This window comes from Ruegeria arenilitoris, assembly GCF_013030985.1.
GTDB classification, from domain to species: Bacteria; Pseudomonadota; Alphaproteobacteria; order Rhodobacterales; family Rhodobacteraceae; genus Ruegeria; species Ruegeria arenilitoris_B.
In genome coordinates this window covers 1-15,950 of record NZ_WPYP01000010.1, presented here as the reverse complement: position 1 = coordinate 15,950, position 15,950 = coordinate 1, and the positions used below count along the sequence as shown (strand labels likewise).

The 15,950-nt window shown below is 59.6% G+C and carries 15 protein-coding genes; 9 read left to right on the top strand and 6 right to left on the bottom strand.

Annotated features, from left to right (window positions below; all coding sequences use genetic code 11):
- Nucleotides 1-26: 26 nt before the first annotated feature.
- The gene (locus tag GOX88_RS18415) at nt 27-602 is read left to right on the top strand and encodes a hypothetical protein (protein ID WP_254436309.1); all 576 of its coding nucleotides are present in this window, start codon (nt 27-29) and stop codon (nt 600-602) included.
- Between the two features lie 73 nt (nt 603-675).
- Here GOX88_RS18415 and GOX88_RS18410 read toward each other — a convergent pair whose 3' ends face one another.
- From GOX88_RS18410 to GOX88_RS18385, 6 genes are all read right to left on the bottom strand, one after another.
- Nucleotides 676-2,445 carry an adenylate/guanylate cyclase domain-containing protein gene (locus GOX88_RS18410; protein ID WP_170405197.1) on the bottom strand — a complete coding sequence of 590 codons (1,770 nt, stop codon included), beginning with the start codon at nt 2,443-2,445 and terminating at the stop codon, nt 676-678.
- Nucleotides 2,446-2,537: 92 nt separating this feature from the next.
- Nucleotides 2,538-3,182: a GNAT family N-acetyltransferase gene (locus GOX88_RS18405; RefSeq protein ID WP_254436308.1), complete on the bottom strand. Its 645-nt coding sequence runs from the start codon at nt 3,180-3,182 to the stop codon at nt 2,538-2,540.
- A 189-nt stretch (nt 3,183-3,371) separates the two neighbouring features.
- Entirely contained in the window at nt 3,372-4,316 is a 945-nt protein-coding gene (locus GOX88_RS18400) for an ABC transporter substrate-binding protein (protein ID WP_170405195.1), read from the bottom strand.
- Between the two features lie 36 nt (nt 4,317-4,352).
- Nucleotides 4,353-5,360: an ABC transporter permease gene (locus GOX88_RS18395; protein ID WP_170405192.1), complete on the bottom strand. Its 1,008-nt coding sequence runs from the start codon at nt 5,358-5,360 to the stop codon at nt 4,353-4,355.
- Entirely contained in the window at nt 5,357-6,883 is a 1,527-nt protein-coding gene (locus GOX88_RS18390; protein WP_170405189.1) for a sugar ABC transporter ATP-binding protein, read from the bottom strand. Before GOX88_RS18390 ends, GOX88_RS18395 begins: the two co-directional genes overlap by 4 nt.
- Before the next feature lie 41 nt (nt 6,884-6,924).
- A complete protein-coding gene (locus GOX88_RS18385) occupies nt 6,925-8,478 on the bottom strand; it encodes a UxaA family hydrolase (RefSeq protein ID WP_170405185.1) in 1,554 nt (517 codons plus the stop codon).
- Between the two features lie 82 nt (nt 8,479-8,560).
- On the opposite strand from GOX88_RS18385, the gene GOX88_RS18380 reads away from it, so the two are divergent.
- The 8 genes from GOX88_RS18380 to GOX88_RS18345 are packed head-to-tail and all read left to right on the top strand — an operon-like array spanning nt 8,561 to nt 15,838.
- Nucleotides 8,561-9,298, top strand: a complete 738-nt coding sequence (locus GOX88_RS18380; protein WP_170405183.1) for a GntR family transcriptional regulator — start codon at nt 8,561-8,563, stop codon at nt 9,296-9,298.
- Nucleotides 9,295-10,347 carry an aldo/keto reductase gene (locus GOX88_RS18375; protein ID WP_170405180.1) on the top strand — a complete coding sequence of 351 codons (1,053 nt, stop codon included), beginning with the start codon at nt 9,295-9,297 and terminating at the stop codon, nt 10,345-10,347. Before GOX88_RS18380 ends, GOX88_RS18375 begins: the two co-directional genes overlap by 4 nt.
- Complete coding sequence (locus tag GOX88_RS18370; RefSeq protein WP_170405177.1) at nt 10,337-10,765, top strand: RbsD/FucU family protein; 429 nt, start codon at nt 10,337-10,339, stop codon at nt 10,763-10,765. Before GOX88_RS18375 ends, GOX88_RS18370 begins: the two co-directional genes overlap by 11 nt.
- On the top strand, nt 10,762-11,592 hold the full coding sequence (locus GOX88_RS18365; RefSeq protein WP_170405175.1) for an amidohydrolase family protein: 831 nt from the start codon (nt 10,762-10,764) through the stop codon (nt 11,590-11,592). Before GOX88_RS18370 ends, GOX88_RS18365 begins: the two co-directional genes overlap by 4 nt.
- 1 nt (nt 11,593) lies before the next feature.
- The gene (locus GOX88_RS18360) at nt 11,594-12,706 is read left to right on the top strand and encodes a fumarylacetoacetate hydrolase family protein (protein ID WP_170405172.1); all 1,113 of its coding nucleotides are present in this window, start codon (nt 11,594-11,596) and stop codon (nt 12,704-12,706) included.
- Nucleotides 12,707-12,719: 13 nt separating this feature from the next.
- Complete coding sequence (locus tag GOX88_RS18355; RefSeq protein WP_170405169.1) at nt 12,720-14,222, top strand: aldehyde dehydrogenase (NADP(+)); 1,503 nt, start codon at nt 12,720-12,722, stop codon at nt 14,220-14,222.
- 8 nt (nt 14,223-14,230) lie between these two features.
- Complete coding sequence (locus GOX88_RS18350) at nt 14,231-14,977, top strand: SDR family oxidoreductase (RefSeq protein ID WP_170405166.1); 747 nt, start codon at nt 14,231-14,233, stop codon at nt 14,975-14,977.
- Between the two features lie 18 nt (nt 14,978-14,995).
- The gene (locus GOX88_RS18345) at nt 14,996-15,838 is read left to right on the top strand and encodes a fumarylacetoacetate hydrolase family protein (RefSeq protein WP_170405164.1); all 843 of its coding nucleotides are present in this window, start codon (nt 14,996-14,998) and stop codon (nt 15,836-15,838) included.
- Nucleotides 15,839-15,950 lie beyond the last annotated feature (112 nt).

Here is a 15,950-nt window from a genome sequence, read left to right as displayed (position 1 = left end):
CGAGCCTGCAATTAGGAGATGAGTTTATGCCAGAGACTTTGCTCAGTTTTTCCGAAGTGTTGATTTTCGGACGCGTCCTTGATGACATGAAATACACAGTTACCGACAAGCGCGGACAGGGAAACAACAAGCAACTGGACAAGCAGTTCGCCAAGGACGGCGAAGATGAGCCCCGGTTTGCCAAGATTTATGGCTTTGCCTATGAAGGTACGTATTACGACCTTCCCGAGCCCGCGATTTTCCTTGTGCATGGCAAAGGCAAAAGCGCCACGGATGGTAACCTGCCGGGGAACCTAGCGTCCCGGGCACCCAACGATCCGTCGAAAAGCGGTGTTGCGGCCGCCGACTATCAGATGGCCAACGACGTCATGTATTGGGCCTATGACAAGGCTGATCAGACCATGCGTATGGATGTCACCGCGGGCATGTTCGAACAGGTTCTGCTGGACATCTATTTCGGCTTTGACAGCCCGGCGATCAGCGGCGCGCGTGTGAGTGGTGCGCGTGTCAGCGGTGCACGTGTCAGCGGCGCCCGCGTGAGTGGTGCGCGTGTCAGTGGAGCCCGGGTCAGCGGTGCACGTGCGCGGGGCTCGGAAGACTGATCCGGCACCAAGGTCACGGTTCCCATTAGAAAAGATCTGCAAAGGGCCCCTGCCAAGCGGGGCCTTTTTTCGTTCAGAAGCCTGCCTTTTTCAGCCCCTCGACAAAGTGTTGCGTGTCCTCGGGCAGGCGGTCCGGCTGCACGCTCTCCCACCGTTTCAGTGAGAAGTTGGGATGCGCTTTCCGATGCCGCTCAGCGATGTCGCGCGCGATGTCCAACTGATCGAGCTGTGCGAAACTGGCGGCCAGCAAGCGTTGTCCTTCGGTGGGGTTGTTCATCTTGTTGACGGCTTCAATGGAGTCTTCATAGCGGCGAAGATTGAAATATGCGCCGCCCAGATGCCACAGGTACTGATCCGGGAAATATGGGTTCAACCGCATTGCCTGTTGGAGATGGGAGATTGCTGCTTCGTTGTCACCATAATGCGCCAGCGCATCGGCGAAATCGGAATGCATGTCAGCGTCATTCGGATTCAGCGACAGAGCACGGCGATAGGACTGCAGCGCCGCGTCGTGCTCCTTGCGATACAGGTGCACATAGCCCAATTCGCCAAACCCGCGCGCGTCGGTGGGGTCCAGCTCGATCGCGCGCTGCGCAAAGGTCAGGGCCTGATCCAGCGCGGTGGCAGGGTCCTCGGACCAGGAATAGCGCCAGTCAATATTCAGTGTCCGTGACAATGCCGCCGCCGCGCGGGCATAGCCTTCGTCCAGTTCAAGGGCCGACTCGTAAAAGTTCTGCGCTTTGCGGTTGTCGGTCCGTGTGTATTTGAAAATGTGGTGCTGACCCTGAAGCACGGACCCATACGCCTCAAGGTCAGACGGGATCGCCTGAATCATGCGCCGCTTTTCGTGCGATTCAATCATCACCGCGGTGGCGGCCACGATGCATTCGGTCACTTCGTCAAGGATGTCGAAAATATCGTCGATCTTGCGATCAAACCGTTCACCCCAGATGGTGCGCTCGGTTGTGGCGTCGACCAGTTCCGCCGTGATCCGGATACGGCTGGCCGACCGGCGCACGCTGCCCCGGGCGACATAGCGCACATTCAGTTTTTGCGCGGCCTCTTTCGGTGGCATCGCCTGTGTCTTGAAGAAAAAAGACGAATTCCGCGCGATCACGAACAGATTGCGAAACTTGGACAGGTTCATGATGATGTCGTCGGTCAGCCCTTCGGCGATCCAACTGTCCGACTCGTCCCCGCCCTGGCTGCTGAAGGGCAGAATGGCGACCGAGGGCGTGTCGGGGCGTTCCAGCACGTCCCCGGGAAGGTCGGGCCGCATCGTTCCGGCCATTGTCGCTCCGGCGACCTCGCTGCGCACGCAATAGGTCGAGATGGGGGACAGGATGTTCTTCAGCTTTTTCGGGCCAAGAAATTCATAACCGTAACGCAGACGGTTGCAGACCTGATCGTACACCGCAGAACTGACATAAACCCTTTCAGGTTCCGCGATTTCCTGAAGCCGGGCGGCGATATTGACGTTGTCACCATGGATGCCGCGATCGTCGATCAGGATTTCGCCCAGATGGACGCCAGCGCGGAACATGAGGCGCTGGTCATCCGTGCGCTCGCTGTTGTGCTGGCTGGCGATACGATGCAGTTCCACCCCGAACTCAACCGCGCTGGTGGCGGTGTCAAACAGGGCCAGAATACCGTCGCCGCGCACCTCGACCACCCGGCCCTGAAACGCGGCGCAGGTTTCTTCGAGCTGAGACATCAACAATTTCAGAGCATTATATGTATCCAGCTCATTCTCGCTCATCAGACGCGAATAACCGACGACGTCGGCAAACAGGATGGCGCCCAGCTTCTGCGTGGTGGAAGGATTTGGACTTGTGGTGTTCACATTCAATACTCGTCTGAGGGGCTGCGTTCGAACCCTATCGTCAGTTTATAGCAAAATGTGCTTTTGCACTCAGAAAGCAAAATCACACCCCGTTACTCACACTCATCAACTTGCGGTGGCCAGGACCAGCCTGAAATCCCATCCGCCCCGAAGGTCACGATTGTCCCCGGGTCCAGTTCCTTTGCCAAGATGGGGCGTCTGTCCATCCAATCCTGCTTGAGAACACCAACGACGATCATGTCGTGAAATGTTCCATCCGCATACCAGGCTTGTCGCATGGTTCCTTCAACCTGACACCCCAGTCTTTCCACAAGATCGCGGCTTATGTGGTTATCGTCGCGATAATACGAGGTAAGTCGGTTCAAGCCAAGCTGACGGAATGCAAAATCCACAACCAGAGCGGTCGCTCTGATCGCCAGGCCTAACCGTCTGGCTGATTTTTCAACGAATATTGCAACAACTGCGTCCCGGTTGATCGAGGATATGGCCTCGAGGCCCGCCAGTCCCAGAACCTGCCCGCTGTCGGATTCGACGGCGAACCAGCATTTGCAGCAGCTGCCGGATGCGTTGAAAGCATCACTCCAGATTTCCTCGGTTTGTGCCAGATTGAAAGGAATGCGCGAAGTGCGGTCAAATCGGGCGAGGTCCTCGATGTCCTGAAACCAGGGGGTGATGGCCTCCAGATCCGCCTTCTCCAGGGGGCGCAGCTTGAATACGCTGATGGGTTTGTCTGGCAATGGATCAACTACCTTTAATAAAAGTCAGAAAATACATCCCGGACCCTAACACACTTGATCAACAAATACGAAATGAGAATATACCTTTCCCGGCGGATAAGTCCTGGAAGGTCTGCGCTTCTGACCCGCGCAAATGGAAACCGGCCCGCCTGAAACAGGTGGACCGGTTAGCCGTGAGTGGTTTGGGTCTTAGTCGTACAGAACGGCCGAGATTTTCGGGTCGTCCATGTTTGACGCGTCGTAGTAGTAGAAGCCGGTGTCGATCAGGGCCGGAACCTCTTCGCCGTTCAGGGCGGCAACGGCGGCTTTGACCGTTTCATAACCGATCCCGACCGGGTTCTGGGTAATGGCACCTGCCATCAGGCCGCTTTTGATCGCGTCTTTCTGGGCCTTGCCGCTGTCGTAGCCAATGATAACCAGCCCTTCGGTGCCCAATTCCTGCACGCCGTTCACCACGCCGATAGCCGACCCTTCGTTGGTGCCGAAGATGCCGTTCAGGTCCGGATTTGCGGTCAGGATGGCCTTGGTGACCTCGGTTGATTTCAGGTGGTCGCCCTGACCGTATTGAACGGTGACGACCTCGATATCGGGGTATTTCTCGGCGATGCGATTCACGAAACCGTCGCGGCGATCGATACCAGTGCGGCTGGTCTGGTCATGCGCGACCACGGCAACCTTGCCTTTGCCTCCCAGCATCTCCGCCATCTTATCTGCGGCCAGCCCTGCGGCAGCCAGATTGTCTGTGGTTGCGGTCGAGACCGGAATATCGCTGTCAACGCCGCTGTCAAAGGCAATGATCGGGATGCCTTTATCGGCGGCCTGTTTCAGCAGAGGGATGGCGGCCTGACTGTCCAGCGCGGCAAAGCCGATCGCCTTGGGATTATTGGCCAGTGCTGCGGCCAGCATGTCGATCTGGCGGTCCACCATGGTTTCGTTGTCGGGGCCTTCGAAGGTGATGTTCACGCCATATTCGTCCGCGGCCTGTTCCGCGCCGGATTTTACCGCTTGCCAGAACTGGTGCTGGAAGCCTTTGGACACCAGCGGGATGTAGATATCTTCGGCCGCGGCCATCGAGGCCGGAGCCGCTAAGGTGGCGGCACTCAGCGCCCCCAGAATGAAACGACGTGTAAACATGTTCTTCTCCTCCTTGTTGGTCGTTTGTTTGGTGGTTCAGCCGGTTTTCTTGCGCCGGGCCATGTCGGCATAGACGGCCAGAATGATGATCGCGCCGGTCACGACGGTCTGCCATTCCTGTGCCACCGACAGCACACGCAACCCGTTGGTCAGCACCGCCATGATCAGTGCCCCGATGAGGGTTCCAAGGATCGTTCCGCGCCCGCCGGACAGGGATGTTCCCCCGATCACCACGGCCGCGATTGCCTCCAGCTCATAGCCCAGCCCCAGCGCGGGTTGCGCCGAGTTGAGACGCGAGGCGATGAGAATACCGGCGATACCGCAGATGGCCCCGGCCAGTGCGTAGATGCGCATTTTCCACATGTCGGTGTTCACGCCCGAAAGCCGAACGGCCTCTTCGTTCGATCCCAGCGCAAAGGTGTAGCGCCCCAGAACCGTGCGCCCCAGAATATACGAGGCCGCGATGGCCACGAGGAACAGGATCAGCACGCCGTTGGGGATGGGCAGCGCCGGAAAAACCTCTCCGATCAGGGACCCACGCGAGATCTGATCGAAACCCGGCGTGTCGTTGAAATAGATCGGGCGCGTGCCCGAGATCACAAGCGAAAGCCCTTTGAGGATCAGCATCATGCCCAGTGTGGCGATGAAAGGCGGGATTTTCATCTTGGCCACGAACGTCCCGGAACACAGCCCGCACAGCGCCCCTGCCCCAATGGCCGCCGCAACACCCAGCAGCAACGGCATCCCCAGATAGGTCAGCACCACCCCCGCGATCACCGCACAGAACGTCATCAGCGTGCCCAGCGACAGGTCAATGCCGCCAGTGATGATGATCAAAGTCGCCGCCACGGCTAGCACCCCGTTGACCGAGGTGGCCTGCAGAATGGCGATCATGTTCGAGGTTTGCATGAAATTCGGCGACGCGATCGAAAACCCGATCAGCAAGGCGATCAGACTGGCAAACGCCAGCAGCTTTTGATAGGCGCCGCTCTCCGACAGACCCGAAAGCGGCTTTTTCTTGTCGATATCCGTGGCTGTGGTCATTGTACTGTCCCTGTTACCTGCATCGCCGCCTTGCGTTGGGTGGCCAGATGCATGATGTCCTCCTGAGTGGTGTCTTTCCCGCCGGGCAGAATGCCGGTCAGCCGGCCCTCGCACATGACGGCGATGCGGTGGCTGAGGCGCATGATCTCGGGCAGTTCGGACGAGATCACGATGATCGTCTTGCCCTGATCCGCCAGTTCTTCGAGCAGCTTGTAGATCTCGGATTTTGCGCCGACGTCGATGCCACGGGTGGGTTCGTCAAAGATCAGAATATCGCAGTCACGCAGCAGCCATTTGGCGATGACGACCTTTTGCTGGTTGCCGCCGGACAGCAGCCGCACCTCCTGCACATCGGACGGTGTGCGAATGCCCAACTGTTTGATATAGCTCTTGGCCGTAGTGCTGATTTCGCCGTCGTTGAGAACACCGCCAGTACCGGTAAACACGTCCATCGAGGCCAGAGCGATATTGTCCCGCACGTTCATACCCGTCGCCAGCCCAAAATGCTTGCGGTCTTCCGACAGATAACCGATCCCCGCACGCACCGCGTCCTTAGGGGATTTGATCGATACGGGTTTGCCGTGCACGCGGATTTCACCGCTATCCTTGGAGTCGGCCCCGAAGATAGCCCGCGCCACTTCAGTGCGCCCCGCCCCCATCAACCCGGCAAAGCCCAGGATTTCTCCTTTCTGAACCGAGAAACTGACTTCGCGGATATCCTTGCCTCGCGTCAGGTTCGAGACCTGCAACGACACCTCAGCCTCCCCCAGATCGGGCACGTCCAAAGGTTCTTCGTTCACCTCGCGCCCCACCATCATCGCGATGATCCGGCTGATCGGCGTGTCTGTCGCGTCCACGGTGCCAACATATTCACCGTCACGCATGACGGTGACGCGGTCGGCGATCTGCTTCAGTTCATCCATCTTGTGACTGATGTAGACGATGCCCACACCCTCGGCCTTCAGGCGGCGGATGATCACGAACAGCTCGGCAATCTCGGCGTCGTTCAGCGCGGCCGTGGGTTCGTCCATGATCAGAACTTTGGATCGGTAGGACAGCGCCTTGGCGATCTCGACCATTTGCTGTTTGGCAATGGTCAGGCTGCCAACCAGCGTTTTCGGGTCCAGAGACAGGTTCATCGAAGCGAAAATCTCGGCGGTCTGCGCGTTCAGCGCGGCCTCGTCCAGACGGCCAAAGCTCTTGCGGGGTTCGCGCCCGATAAAGATGTTCTGCGCCACCGTCAGGTCATTCATAAGGCTCAGTTCCTGATGGATGATGCCGATCCCCAAATCCTGGGCCTCGCGCGGGGTGGTCGGGCTAACCGATTTGCCTTCGATTACCAGATCGCCGCCATCGCGCTGGTAGATCCCCGACAGGATTTTCATCAGCGTGCTTTTCCCGGCCCCGTTCTCGCCCATCAATGCGTGAACCTCGCCCGGAAACAGATCGAACTGCACGGATTTCAGCGCGTGCACCCCGGGGAAGTGTTTGTCGATCCCCGTCATGTCGACCAGTTTTGTCATTTGTCCTCCCATATCGCCCCTCTCCCCAAGGGCTGCGCGGGTTACATCACCGCGCCGATTTGCCAGGGGACGAATTCAACGCCCCCAAAACCAAGTTCCTCACTTTTGGTTTTCTGTCCTGATGCGACGCGGATCAGCATTTCAAAAAGCTCTTCGCCTTTGGCTTCGATGCTGATCCCGTCGGTGACGATGTCGCCGCAGTTCAGGTCCATGTCGTCCGCCATTCGCGCGTACATCTCGGAATTCGTGGCCAGCTTGATGCAGGGGGTCGGCTGATAGCCGGAAACTGATCCCCGCCCGGTGGTGAACACGATCAGATTTGCGCCCGAGGCCACCTGACCGGTGACCGAGCATGGATCGAATCCGGGGCTGTCCATGAAGACAAAGCCCTTCTTGTCGATCATCTCGCCGAATTTGTAGACGTCCCGCAGCGGAGCGGTGCCACCCTTGGCGACAGCGCCCAGCGATTTCTCCAAAATGGTCGTCAGTCCGCCGCGCTTGTTTCCGGGGCTGGGGTTGTTGTCCATCTCTCCGCCGTTTCGGGCGGTGTAATCCTCCCACCAGTGGATGCGCTCGATCAGTTTCTGGCCCACTTCGGGTGTCTCGGCGCGGCGGGTCAGCAGGTGTTCGGCACCATAAACTTCTGAGGTTTCCGACAGAATCGTCGTACCGCCATGGCGCACCAGCAGGTCCGAGGCATATCCCAGCGCCGGATTGGCGGTGATCCCGGAATACCCATCCGATCCACCGCATTGCATCCCGACCGTGATCGCACTGATTGGCGCTGGTGCACGCGTGGCCTGATTGGCCAGCTCCGCAATGCCGCGCAGTTCGTCCAAACCGCGTTCGATGGTGCGACGGGTACCGCCCTCGTTCTGAATGGTCATATACCGCAGCGCGCCATCCACCCGGATCGGACGACCACCCACCAGGTCAGCGACCTGCATGACTTCGCAGCCCAGCCCGATCAGCAATATACCCGCAAAGTTGGGATGCTGGGCATAGCCGGCCAGTGTGCGAAACAGCGTCGCATAGCCTTCGTCCTTGCCTGACATGCCGCAGCCGGTGCCGTGCACGATCGGGACCACTCCGTCCACATTCGGATAGTCGTCCAAAAGGCCGGTTTTCTCAGCCGCTTCGGCAATGAAGCGCGCGACCGAGCCCGAGCAGTTCACCGTTGTCAGAATGCCTATGTAGTTGCGTGTCCCAACCTTTCCGTCGGTGCGATGAAAGCCTTGAAACGTGAGGCCTTCATCCAGCGACGCCAATGGCGTGTTGGCGCTGGCATGGGCATAGTCCTGTTGATGTGCACCCATGCCAAGGTTGTGAACGTGGACATGGTCGCCGGGTCTGATGTCTCTTTTGGACTGACCGATGATCTGGCCGTAGCGAATGACATTCTCACCTGCAGCAATCTCGGCAATGGCGATCTTGTGTCCGCGATGAACGGGGCCAGTCAGTGGTGAGGTCAGGCCAAAAGGACGGTCTCCGGCGTGCAAATCGCGCAGTGCGATCACGACATTATCATCCGGGTTCAGCTTAACCGTGTCACGAGTCGCCGTCTCAGAGGCCTTATTTTCTTGGTCTGCGTGCATTTCGTCCCCGCTTGCCTGCCCAGATTGCTAAAGCGCGATCACGTACTTGTCAACTAACATGTTAGTATGATAGATCGTAACCATGACCAAACCACAAGACATCGACGCGCAGCTTTTGCGCGATATTGCATCGGATGAAGGCTCGTTGGCACAGCGGGTCTATCTTGCGATTAAGCAGGTCATTCTGTCGTTGGATTTCCCGCCTGGGGCGACGCTTAGAAAGGCGCTGATCTGCGAACGGCTTGGCGTATCGCGCGCGCCGGTGACCGAGGCGATTGCCCGGCTGGCCGCCGAGGGGCTGGTGGACGTGGTGCCGCAATCGGGAACGCGGGTGTCCTATTTCTCGATGCCGGAAATCCGCGAAGGCATGTTCCTGCGCGAGGCATTGGAACTGGCAACCGTCGCCAAGGTTGCGCGTGATCTGACCGAGGATCAACGCAAGAAACTCAGCCGCAACATGCGTCTGCAAGAGCTTCTGATCGAAGATGAGGATATTCCCGGCTTCTATCAGGCTGATGAGGAATTTCACGCGTTGCTGATGCAATTCACCGGCTTCAAACGTCTGGGCGATGTGGCGCAGACCGTATCCTTGCAGGTCAGCCGTGCCCGAATGCTGTTATTGCCAACGCCGGGGCGGGTTGCAGAAACCCTGGCAGAACATCGCGCCATTCACGCCGCGATTCTGAACCGCGACGAAGTCGCGGCGCAGGCGGCCATGCGGCACCATCTGGGGCAACTCATGCCGCGGATCGAAGTTCTGATTCAGGAGCAGCCGCATCTTTTCAACATCACCACTCAGCCAGCACGGGAAGCAGGATGACCGTTTCGCAGACCGAACTCTTGAACCATCGTACCAAAAGGCCTGTGCCGCTCACGCGCATGGGATTCGGTGGCGCACCTTTGGGCAACCTCTATCGTAAGGTCTCGGACGCGGACGCACAGGCCGCTTTGCAGGCGGCTTTTGATGCGGGCATCCGGTTTTTCGACACCGCGCCCCAATACGGTTTGGGCCGGTCAGAGCATCGGTTTGGCGAGGCCATCGCGCGTTTTGGGCGCGAAAACATCCAGCTGTCAACCAAGATCGGGCGTCTGCTGTTGGATTGCGAGCCGCATGAGGTAACGCCCGAAGCCTTTGTAGACGTGCCGCAAAAACGCATCGTGTTTGACTACACCTATGACGGCGTGATGCGGTCTTATGAGGCAAGCCGGCAACGGCTTGATGTCGCCAAGGCCGATATCCTGCTGGTGCATGATGTCTGTGTCTTCAGCCAGGGAAGTCAGGAGATGTCGGATGCGAAGGTGCGCGAGCTGTTCGATGGCGGCGGCTTCAGGGCGCTGACCGAGCTGCGCGATTCTGGTGAGGTCGCGGCGATTGGTGCCGGTGTGAACGAATGGCAGGTTTGCGAGAAACTGTTGGGTCTGGGCGATTTCGATGGCTTCCTGCTGGCCGGTCGCTATACGTTGCTGGAACAAGAGGCGTTGGACAGTTTCCTGCCGCTTTGCGAACAGCGGGACGTGGGGATCATTCTGGGCGGGCCCTATAACTCGGGTATTCTGGCCACCGGTGCCGTGCCGGGCGCCAAGTATAACTACGCCGATGCGCCTGACGAGATTCTGGACCGGGTGCGCAAGATCGAAGCGGTCTGTGCCGCGCATGATACGCCACTGATCGCAGCCGCCCTGCAGTTCGTTCTGGGCCATCCCAGCGTCAAAACCGTGATCCCCGGCGCGGTCAGTGCCGCAGAGGTGCAGGCCAATGTCGCCCTACTGAACCGCGACATCCCGTTGGGGCTTTGGTCTGATCTGCGGTCCGAGGACCTGATCCGCCATGATGCGCCGCTGCCAACTGAGGCCGCCAATGCTGCGTAACATCGACCCGATCCTCTCACCCGAACTGCTCCACGCGCTGCGCGCTATGGGGCACGGAGATGAGATCGTGATCGCGGACGCGAATTTTCCCGGCTCAAGCATTGGCCCGGCAAGTATCCGTGCCGATGGGTCTTCGGCCAGTGAGATGCTGAAGGCGGTGTTGTCCGTCATGCCGCTGGACACGTTCGTGCCTGATCCGGCGCTGACCATGCAGGTGGTCGGTGACCCGAAAGCTGTACCGGAAGCCGTCGCCGATTTTCAGAGCATCATCGATACCACGGCAGACAGCCCTGCCCGTATTCAGGGGCTGGAAAGGTTTGCCTTCTACGACCGCGCCGCCAGCGCCTTTGCCATCGTTCAGACAGGTGAGCGCAGGCTGTACGGCAACATCATCCTTAAGAAGGGCGTCATTGGATGAGGATCGACGCACATCAGCACTTCTGGGCGTTGGCGCGGGGTGACTACGGCTGGCTGACGCCGGAGCTTGCCGTGATCTACCGCGACTTCACGCCGGATGACTTGGCGCCCTTGCTTGAAACGGCGGGAATCGACGGCACGGTTCTTGTTCAGGCCGCCCCAACGATTGCTGAAACGAAGTACATGCTGTCTCTGGCCGATCAAACTCGGTTCATCAAAGGCGTGGTTGGCTGGGTCGATTTCGAAGCCGCCGATGCGCCTGCACAGATCAGCGCGCTGTCCGTGCACCCGGCTCTGGTTGGGCTCAGGCCGATGATTCAGGACATTCCTGACCCCAACTGGATGATAGGGGACGATCTGACTCAGGCTTTTGAGGTGGTGCAGCGTCACGATCTGACTTTTGATGCCCTGACCCTGCCGCAACATCTTGGGCCGCTGCGCCAGCTTCTGGCGCGTCATCCGCAGATGCGTGTGGTGATTGATCACGGATCCAAACCGCTGATCCGTGACGGGGTATTCTCTGGTTGGGCCGAGGACATGGCCGTGCTCGCCCGTGACACTGACGCCTGGTGCAAGCTGTCCGGCTTGGTCACCGAAGCTGCGCCGGATTGGACCGTGGATGACCTGCGCCCCTATGTCGATCACCTGCTGAATACGTTCGGCCCGTACCGCCTGATCTGGGGCAGCGACTGGCCGGTTTGCACGTTGGCCAGCAGCTATCAGCGCTGGCTGGAGACAACCGACACGCTGCTGAGCGCGCTGACCGAAATCGAACGAAATGCGGTACTGGGGGGTAGTGCCGCCCAAGCCTATAACCTCAGGGATTGAAATGACGTTTCCGAAACTGGATGCCGAAGGGCTGTGGCTTGGGCGCGTAGAGCGTGAGGGTGTTGGCCCGTGTGTGGTGACCCTGCGCGACGGGCAGCTATTTGATATCACCTCCAAAGAAGCCCCAACCGTGCGCGACATTCTTGAGCGAGAGGATGCCGTCCACTACTTACGCGCGGCGTCGGGTGAAGTGATAGGCCCGCTGGACGCTGACCATCACTGGCTGGCCCCGAGCGATTTACAGGCGGTGAAAGCCTGCGGTGTCACCTTCGCGGGGTCCATGGTCGAACGCGTGATCGAAGAACAGGCTGCGGGCGACCCGGCCAGGGCCGACGCGATCCGCACCCGCATTGGCACGCGTATTGGCGATAGCCTGACCAATATCGTGCCGGGGTCCGACGCGGCCGCGCAGGTCAAAGAGGCGCTGATCGCCGAGGGGCTTTGGAGCCAATATCTGGAGGTCGGGATCGGCCCGGATGCCGAGGTGTTCTCCAAGGCGCAGGTTTTGTCCTCGGTTGGGTATGGCGCAGACGTCGGGCTGCACCCCATTTCGACCTGGAACAACCCAGAACCCGAGGTGGTTCTGGCCGTCAGTTCGCAGGGTGAGATCAAGGGTGCGACGCTGGGTAATGACGTCAACCTGCGCGATGTCGAAGGGCGCTCGGCCCTGTTGCTGAGCAAGGCCAAGGACAACAACGCCTCTTGTGCGATCGGGCCGATGATCCGCCTGTTCGATAACGGGTTCACGCTGGATGATGTGCGTGCTGCCGAACTCACGTTGACGGTGACCGGGCCTGACGGGTTTGAGATGACGGGCCATTCCTCAATGGCACAGATCAGCCGTGATCCGCAGGATTTGGTGGCCCAGACAATCGGGCGACATCACCAATATCCCGACGGGTTGATGCTGTTTCTGGGAACCCTCTTTGCACCGACCCAGGATCGCGATACTCCGGGGGGTGGGTTCACTCATAAACTGGGTGATATCGTCACGATTTCAAACGGTAAGCTAGGCGCGCTGACCAACACGGTGCGCCTGTCGACCGAATGCCCGGAATGGAAATTCGGGGCGTCTCATCTGATGCGAAACCTTGCCCGGCGCGGGCTGATTTAAGGAAGATTTGAACATGTTGACCGGAAAACACCTGATCGCTGGCGAATGGGTCGGGACCGAGGCCACTTTCGTGTCGGACCCTGCGCATGGGCCAAGCCATGACTTCTCGGTGGGGACGCCTGCGCATGTGGATGCCGCCGTTCAGGCCGCGGAAGAGGCCTTTGCCACTTTCGGCTGGTCCACTCGGGCCGAGCGGGCCGCGCTGTTGCGGAAAATCGCGGATGAGATTGACGCGCGCGGCGATGCGATCACCGAGATCGGCTGCCAGGAAACAGGTCTGCCCGAGGCGCGGCTGCAAGGAGAACGGGGCCGGACTGTCGGCCAGCTTCGCCTGTTCGCGGTTCATATCGAAGCCGGAGGTTATCTGGACAATCGCCACGACCCTGCCCTGCCGGACCGTGCACCCCTGCCCCGCCCCGATCTGCGCATGATCCAACGCCCCTTGGGCCCGGTCGCGGTGTTTGGCGCGTCGAACTTTCCGCTGGCGTTCTCGGTTGCGGGCGGGGACACGGCGGCAGCCTTGGCTGCGGGCTGCCCGGTTGTCGTCAAAGGCCACCCGGCGCATCCTGGCACCGGTGAGATCGTGGCGCAGGCGATTGATGCCGCGATCAAGACAACCGGCAACCCCGCCGGTACGTTCTCGTTGATCCAAAGCGATGGGATCGGGGTCGGGACGGCCTTGGCCCAGCACCCGTTGATCAGGGCGGTGGGGTTCACCGGGTCGTTGCGTGCCGGTCGCGCGCTGTTCGACATCTGCGCACAGCGCCCCGAACCCATCCCGTTCTTTGGCGAGCTGGGCTCGGTTAACCCGATGTTCGTTCTGCCCAATGCCGCCGCGGCCCGCGGTGCCGAGATCGGCACCGGTTGGGCGGGTTCCCTGACTATGGGTGCAGGCCAGTTCTGCACCAATCCCGGCATCGCCATCGTGGTTGACGGGCCGGATGCGGATGCGCTGCAGGCAGCGGCACAGTCCGCTTTGGTCGAAACGGCAGAACAGACAATGCTGACCGACGGTATCGCCGACGCATACCGCAAGGGCGTGGCGCAATTCGCCGAAGGGGCCGGGGTTGCTCAGATCGTCAGCAATGACAGCGCGCCCCGCAGCGCCGCCCCGAACCTGTTTGTCGTTTCCGGCGACAATTGGCTGGCCGATGACAGTCTGCACGAAGAAGTCTTTGGCCCCACCGGCATCATCGTGCGCGCCCGGGACATTGAACAGATGACCGACATCGCCCGCGCAGTCGAAGGGCAACTGACCTGCACCCTGCACATGGACGCTGAGGATGCGGACACCGCGCGTAAATTGGTGCCTGTGCTGGAACGCAAGGCAGGCCGGTTGCTGGCCAACGGTTTCCCCACCGGGGTCGAAGTTTGTGACAGCATGGTACATGGCGGCCCCTACCCCGCTTCGACCAATTTCGGCGCAACCTCGGTCGGCACCCTGTCGATCCGGCGTTTTCTGCGGCCGGTTTGCTATCAGAACCTGCCGACCGACCTTTTGCCTGATCAAGTGTGAGAGACGCGATGACTTCCTCAAACCGTCTATCCGGCAAAACAGCCCTCATCACCGCCGCTGGTCAGGGGATCGGTCGCGCCTCGGCCGAGCTTTTTGCAACCGAAGGCGCGCAGGTCATTGCGTGCGATATCAACGACGCAGCGTTGGCTGAACTGGCAAAAACTCCCAATGTCCAAACCCTGAAACTGGATGTCACCGATGCGGATGCGGTTCAGGCTGCAACGGCGGATCTGCCGCCGCTGGATGTGTTGTTCAACTGCGCAGGTTATGTCGCGGGTGGATCCATTCTTGAATGTGAGGAAAACGATTGGGACTTCAGCTTTGACCTCAACGTCAAGGCCATGTACCGGCTGATCCGCCTGACCCTGCCTGCGATGCTGGAAAATGGCGGTGGATCGATCATCAACATGTCTTCGGTCGCGTCGTCTTTGAAAGGCGTGCCGAACCGGTTCGCCTATTGTGCTTCCAAGGCGGCGGTAATCGGTTTGACCAAGTCGGTCGCCGCAGATTTTGTCACGCAGGGCATCCGCTGCAACGCGATCTGTCCCGGTACGGTCGACAGCCCCAGTCTTCATGACCGATTGCGATCCACCGGGGATTACGAACAAGCCATGACGGATTTCATTGCGCGCCAACCGATGGGGCGGATCGGAACAGCTGATGAGGTGGCGGAGCTTGCGCTGTATCTTGCAAGCGACGCCAGCAACTACACCACAGGGCAGCCCTTTGCCATCGACGGCGGCTGGACCATCTGAGTTGAAAAGGAAGAGGAAATGAAACTTTTACGCTATGGGCCGGTTGGCGCGGAAAAGCCCGGTGTACTGGATGGGAATGGCAATATTCGCGATCTGTCCGGCGTCATTGATGATGTCGCGGGCGATGTGCTGAGCGAAGAAGGTCTGGCACGTTTGCGCAGACTCGATCTGGCCCCTCTGCCCGTTGTCGAGGGCAACCCGCGCATCGGCGCCTGTGTCGGACAGGTTGGCAAGTTCATCTGTATCGGTTTGAACTATGCCGATCATGCCGCCGAAAGCGGTATGGAACTGCCCGCCGAACCGGTAATCTTTTTCAAGGCAACCTCTGCCATCGTCGGTCCGAACGATACCGTGGAAATCCCGCGCGGCTCGGTCAAGACCGATTGGGAAGTCGAGCTGGGCGTCGTCATCGGCAAAGAGACGAAATACGTCTCCGAGGCCGAGGCGCTGGACCACGTGGCCGGATATTGCGTGGTCAATGACCTGTCAGAGCGTGACTTTCAGCTGCACCGCTCGGGCCAGTGGGTCAAAGGCAAATCAGCCGACACGTTCGGCCCGATCGGTCCCTGGTTGGTAACACGGGATGAGGTGACCGATCCGCAGAACCTGCCGATGTATCTTGAGGTCAACGGCCACCGTTTTCAGGACGGATCGACCAGCACGATGCATTTCGGTGTCGCCACCGTCGTTTCGCACCTGTCGCAATTCATGTCGCTGCAACCGGGTGATGTGATCTCGACCGGGACACCTCCGGGCGTGGGTATGGGGCAGAACCCGCAGACCTATCTGAAACCGGGCGACAAGATGGAGCTGGGTATCGAAGGGCTGGGCGTGCAGTGTCAGGATGTCGTGCAGGGCTGATCTGCGCAATGAAAAAGGCTCCGGACAGACGGACCGGGGCCTTACTGTTTCTGCCGTCTGTTTCTCACTCTGGCCAGGGTAGTGAGTATGTTTTGACGTTTGTGAAGAACTT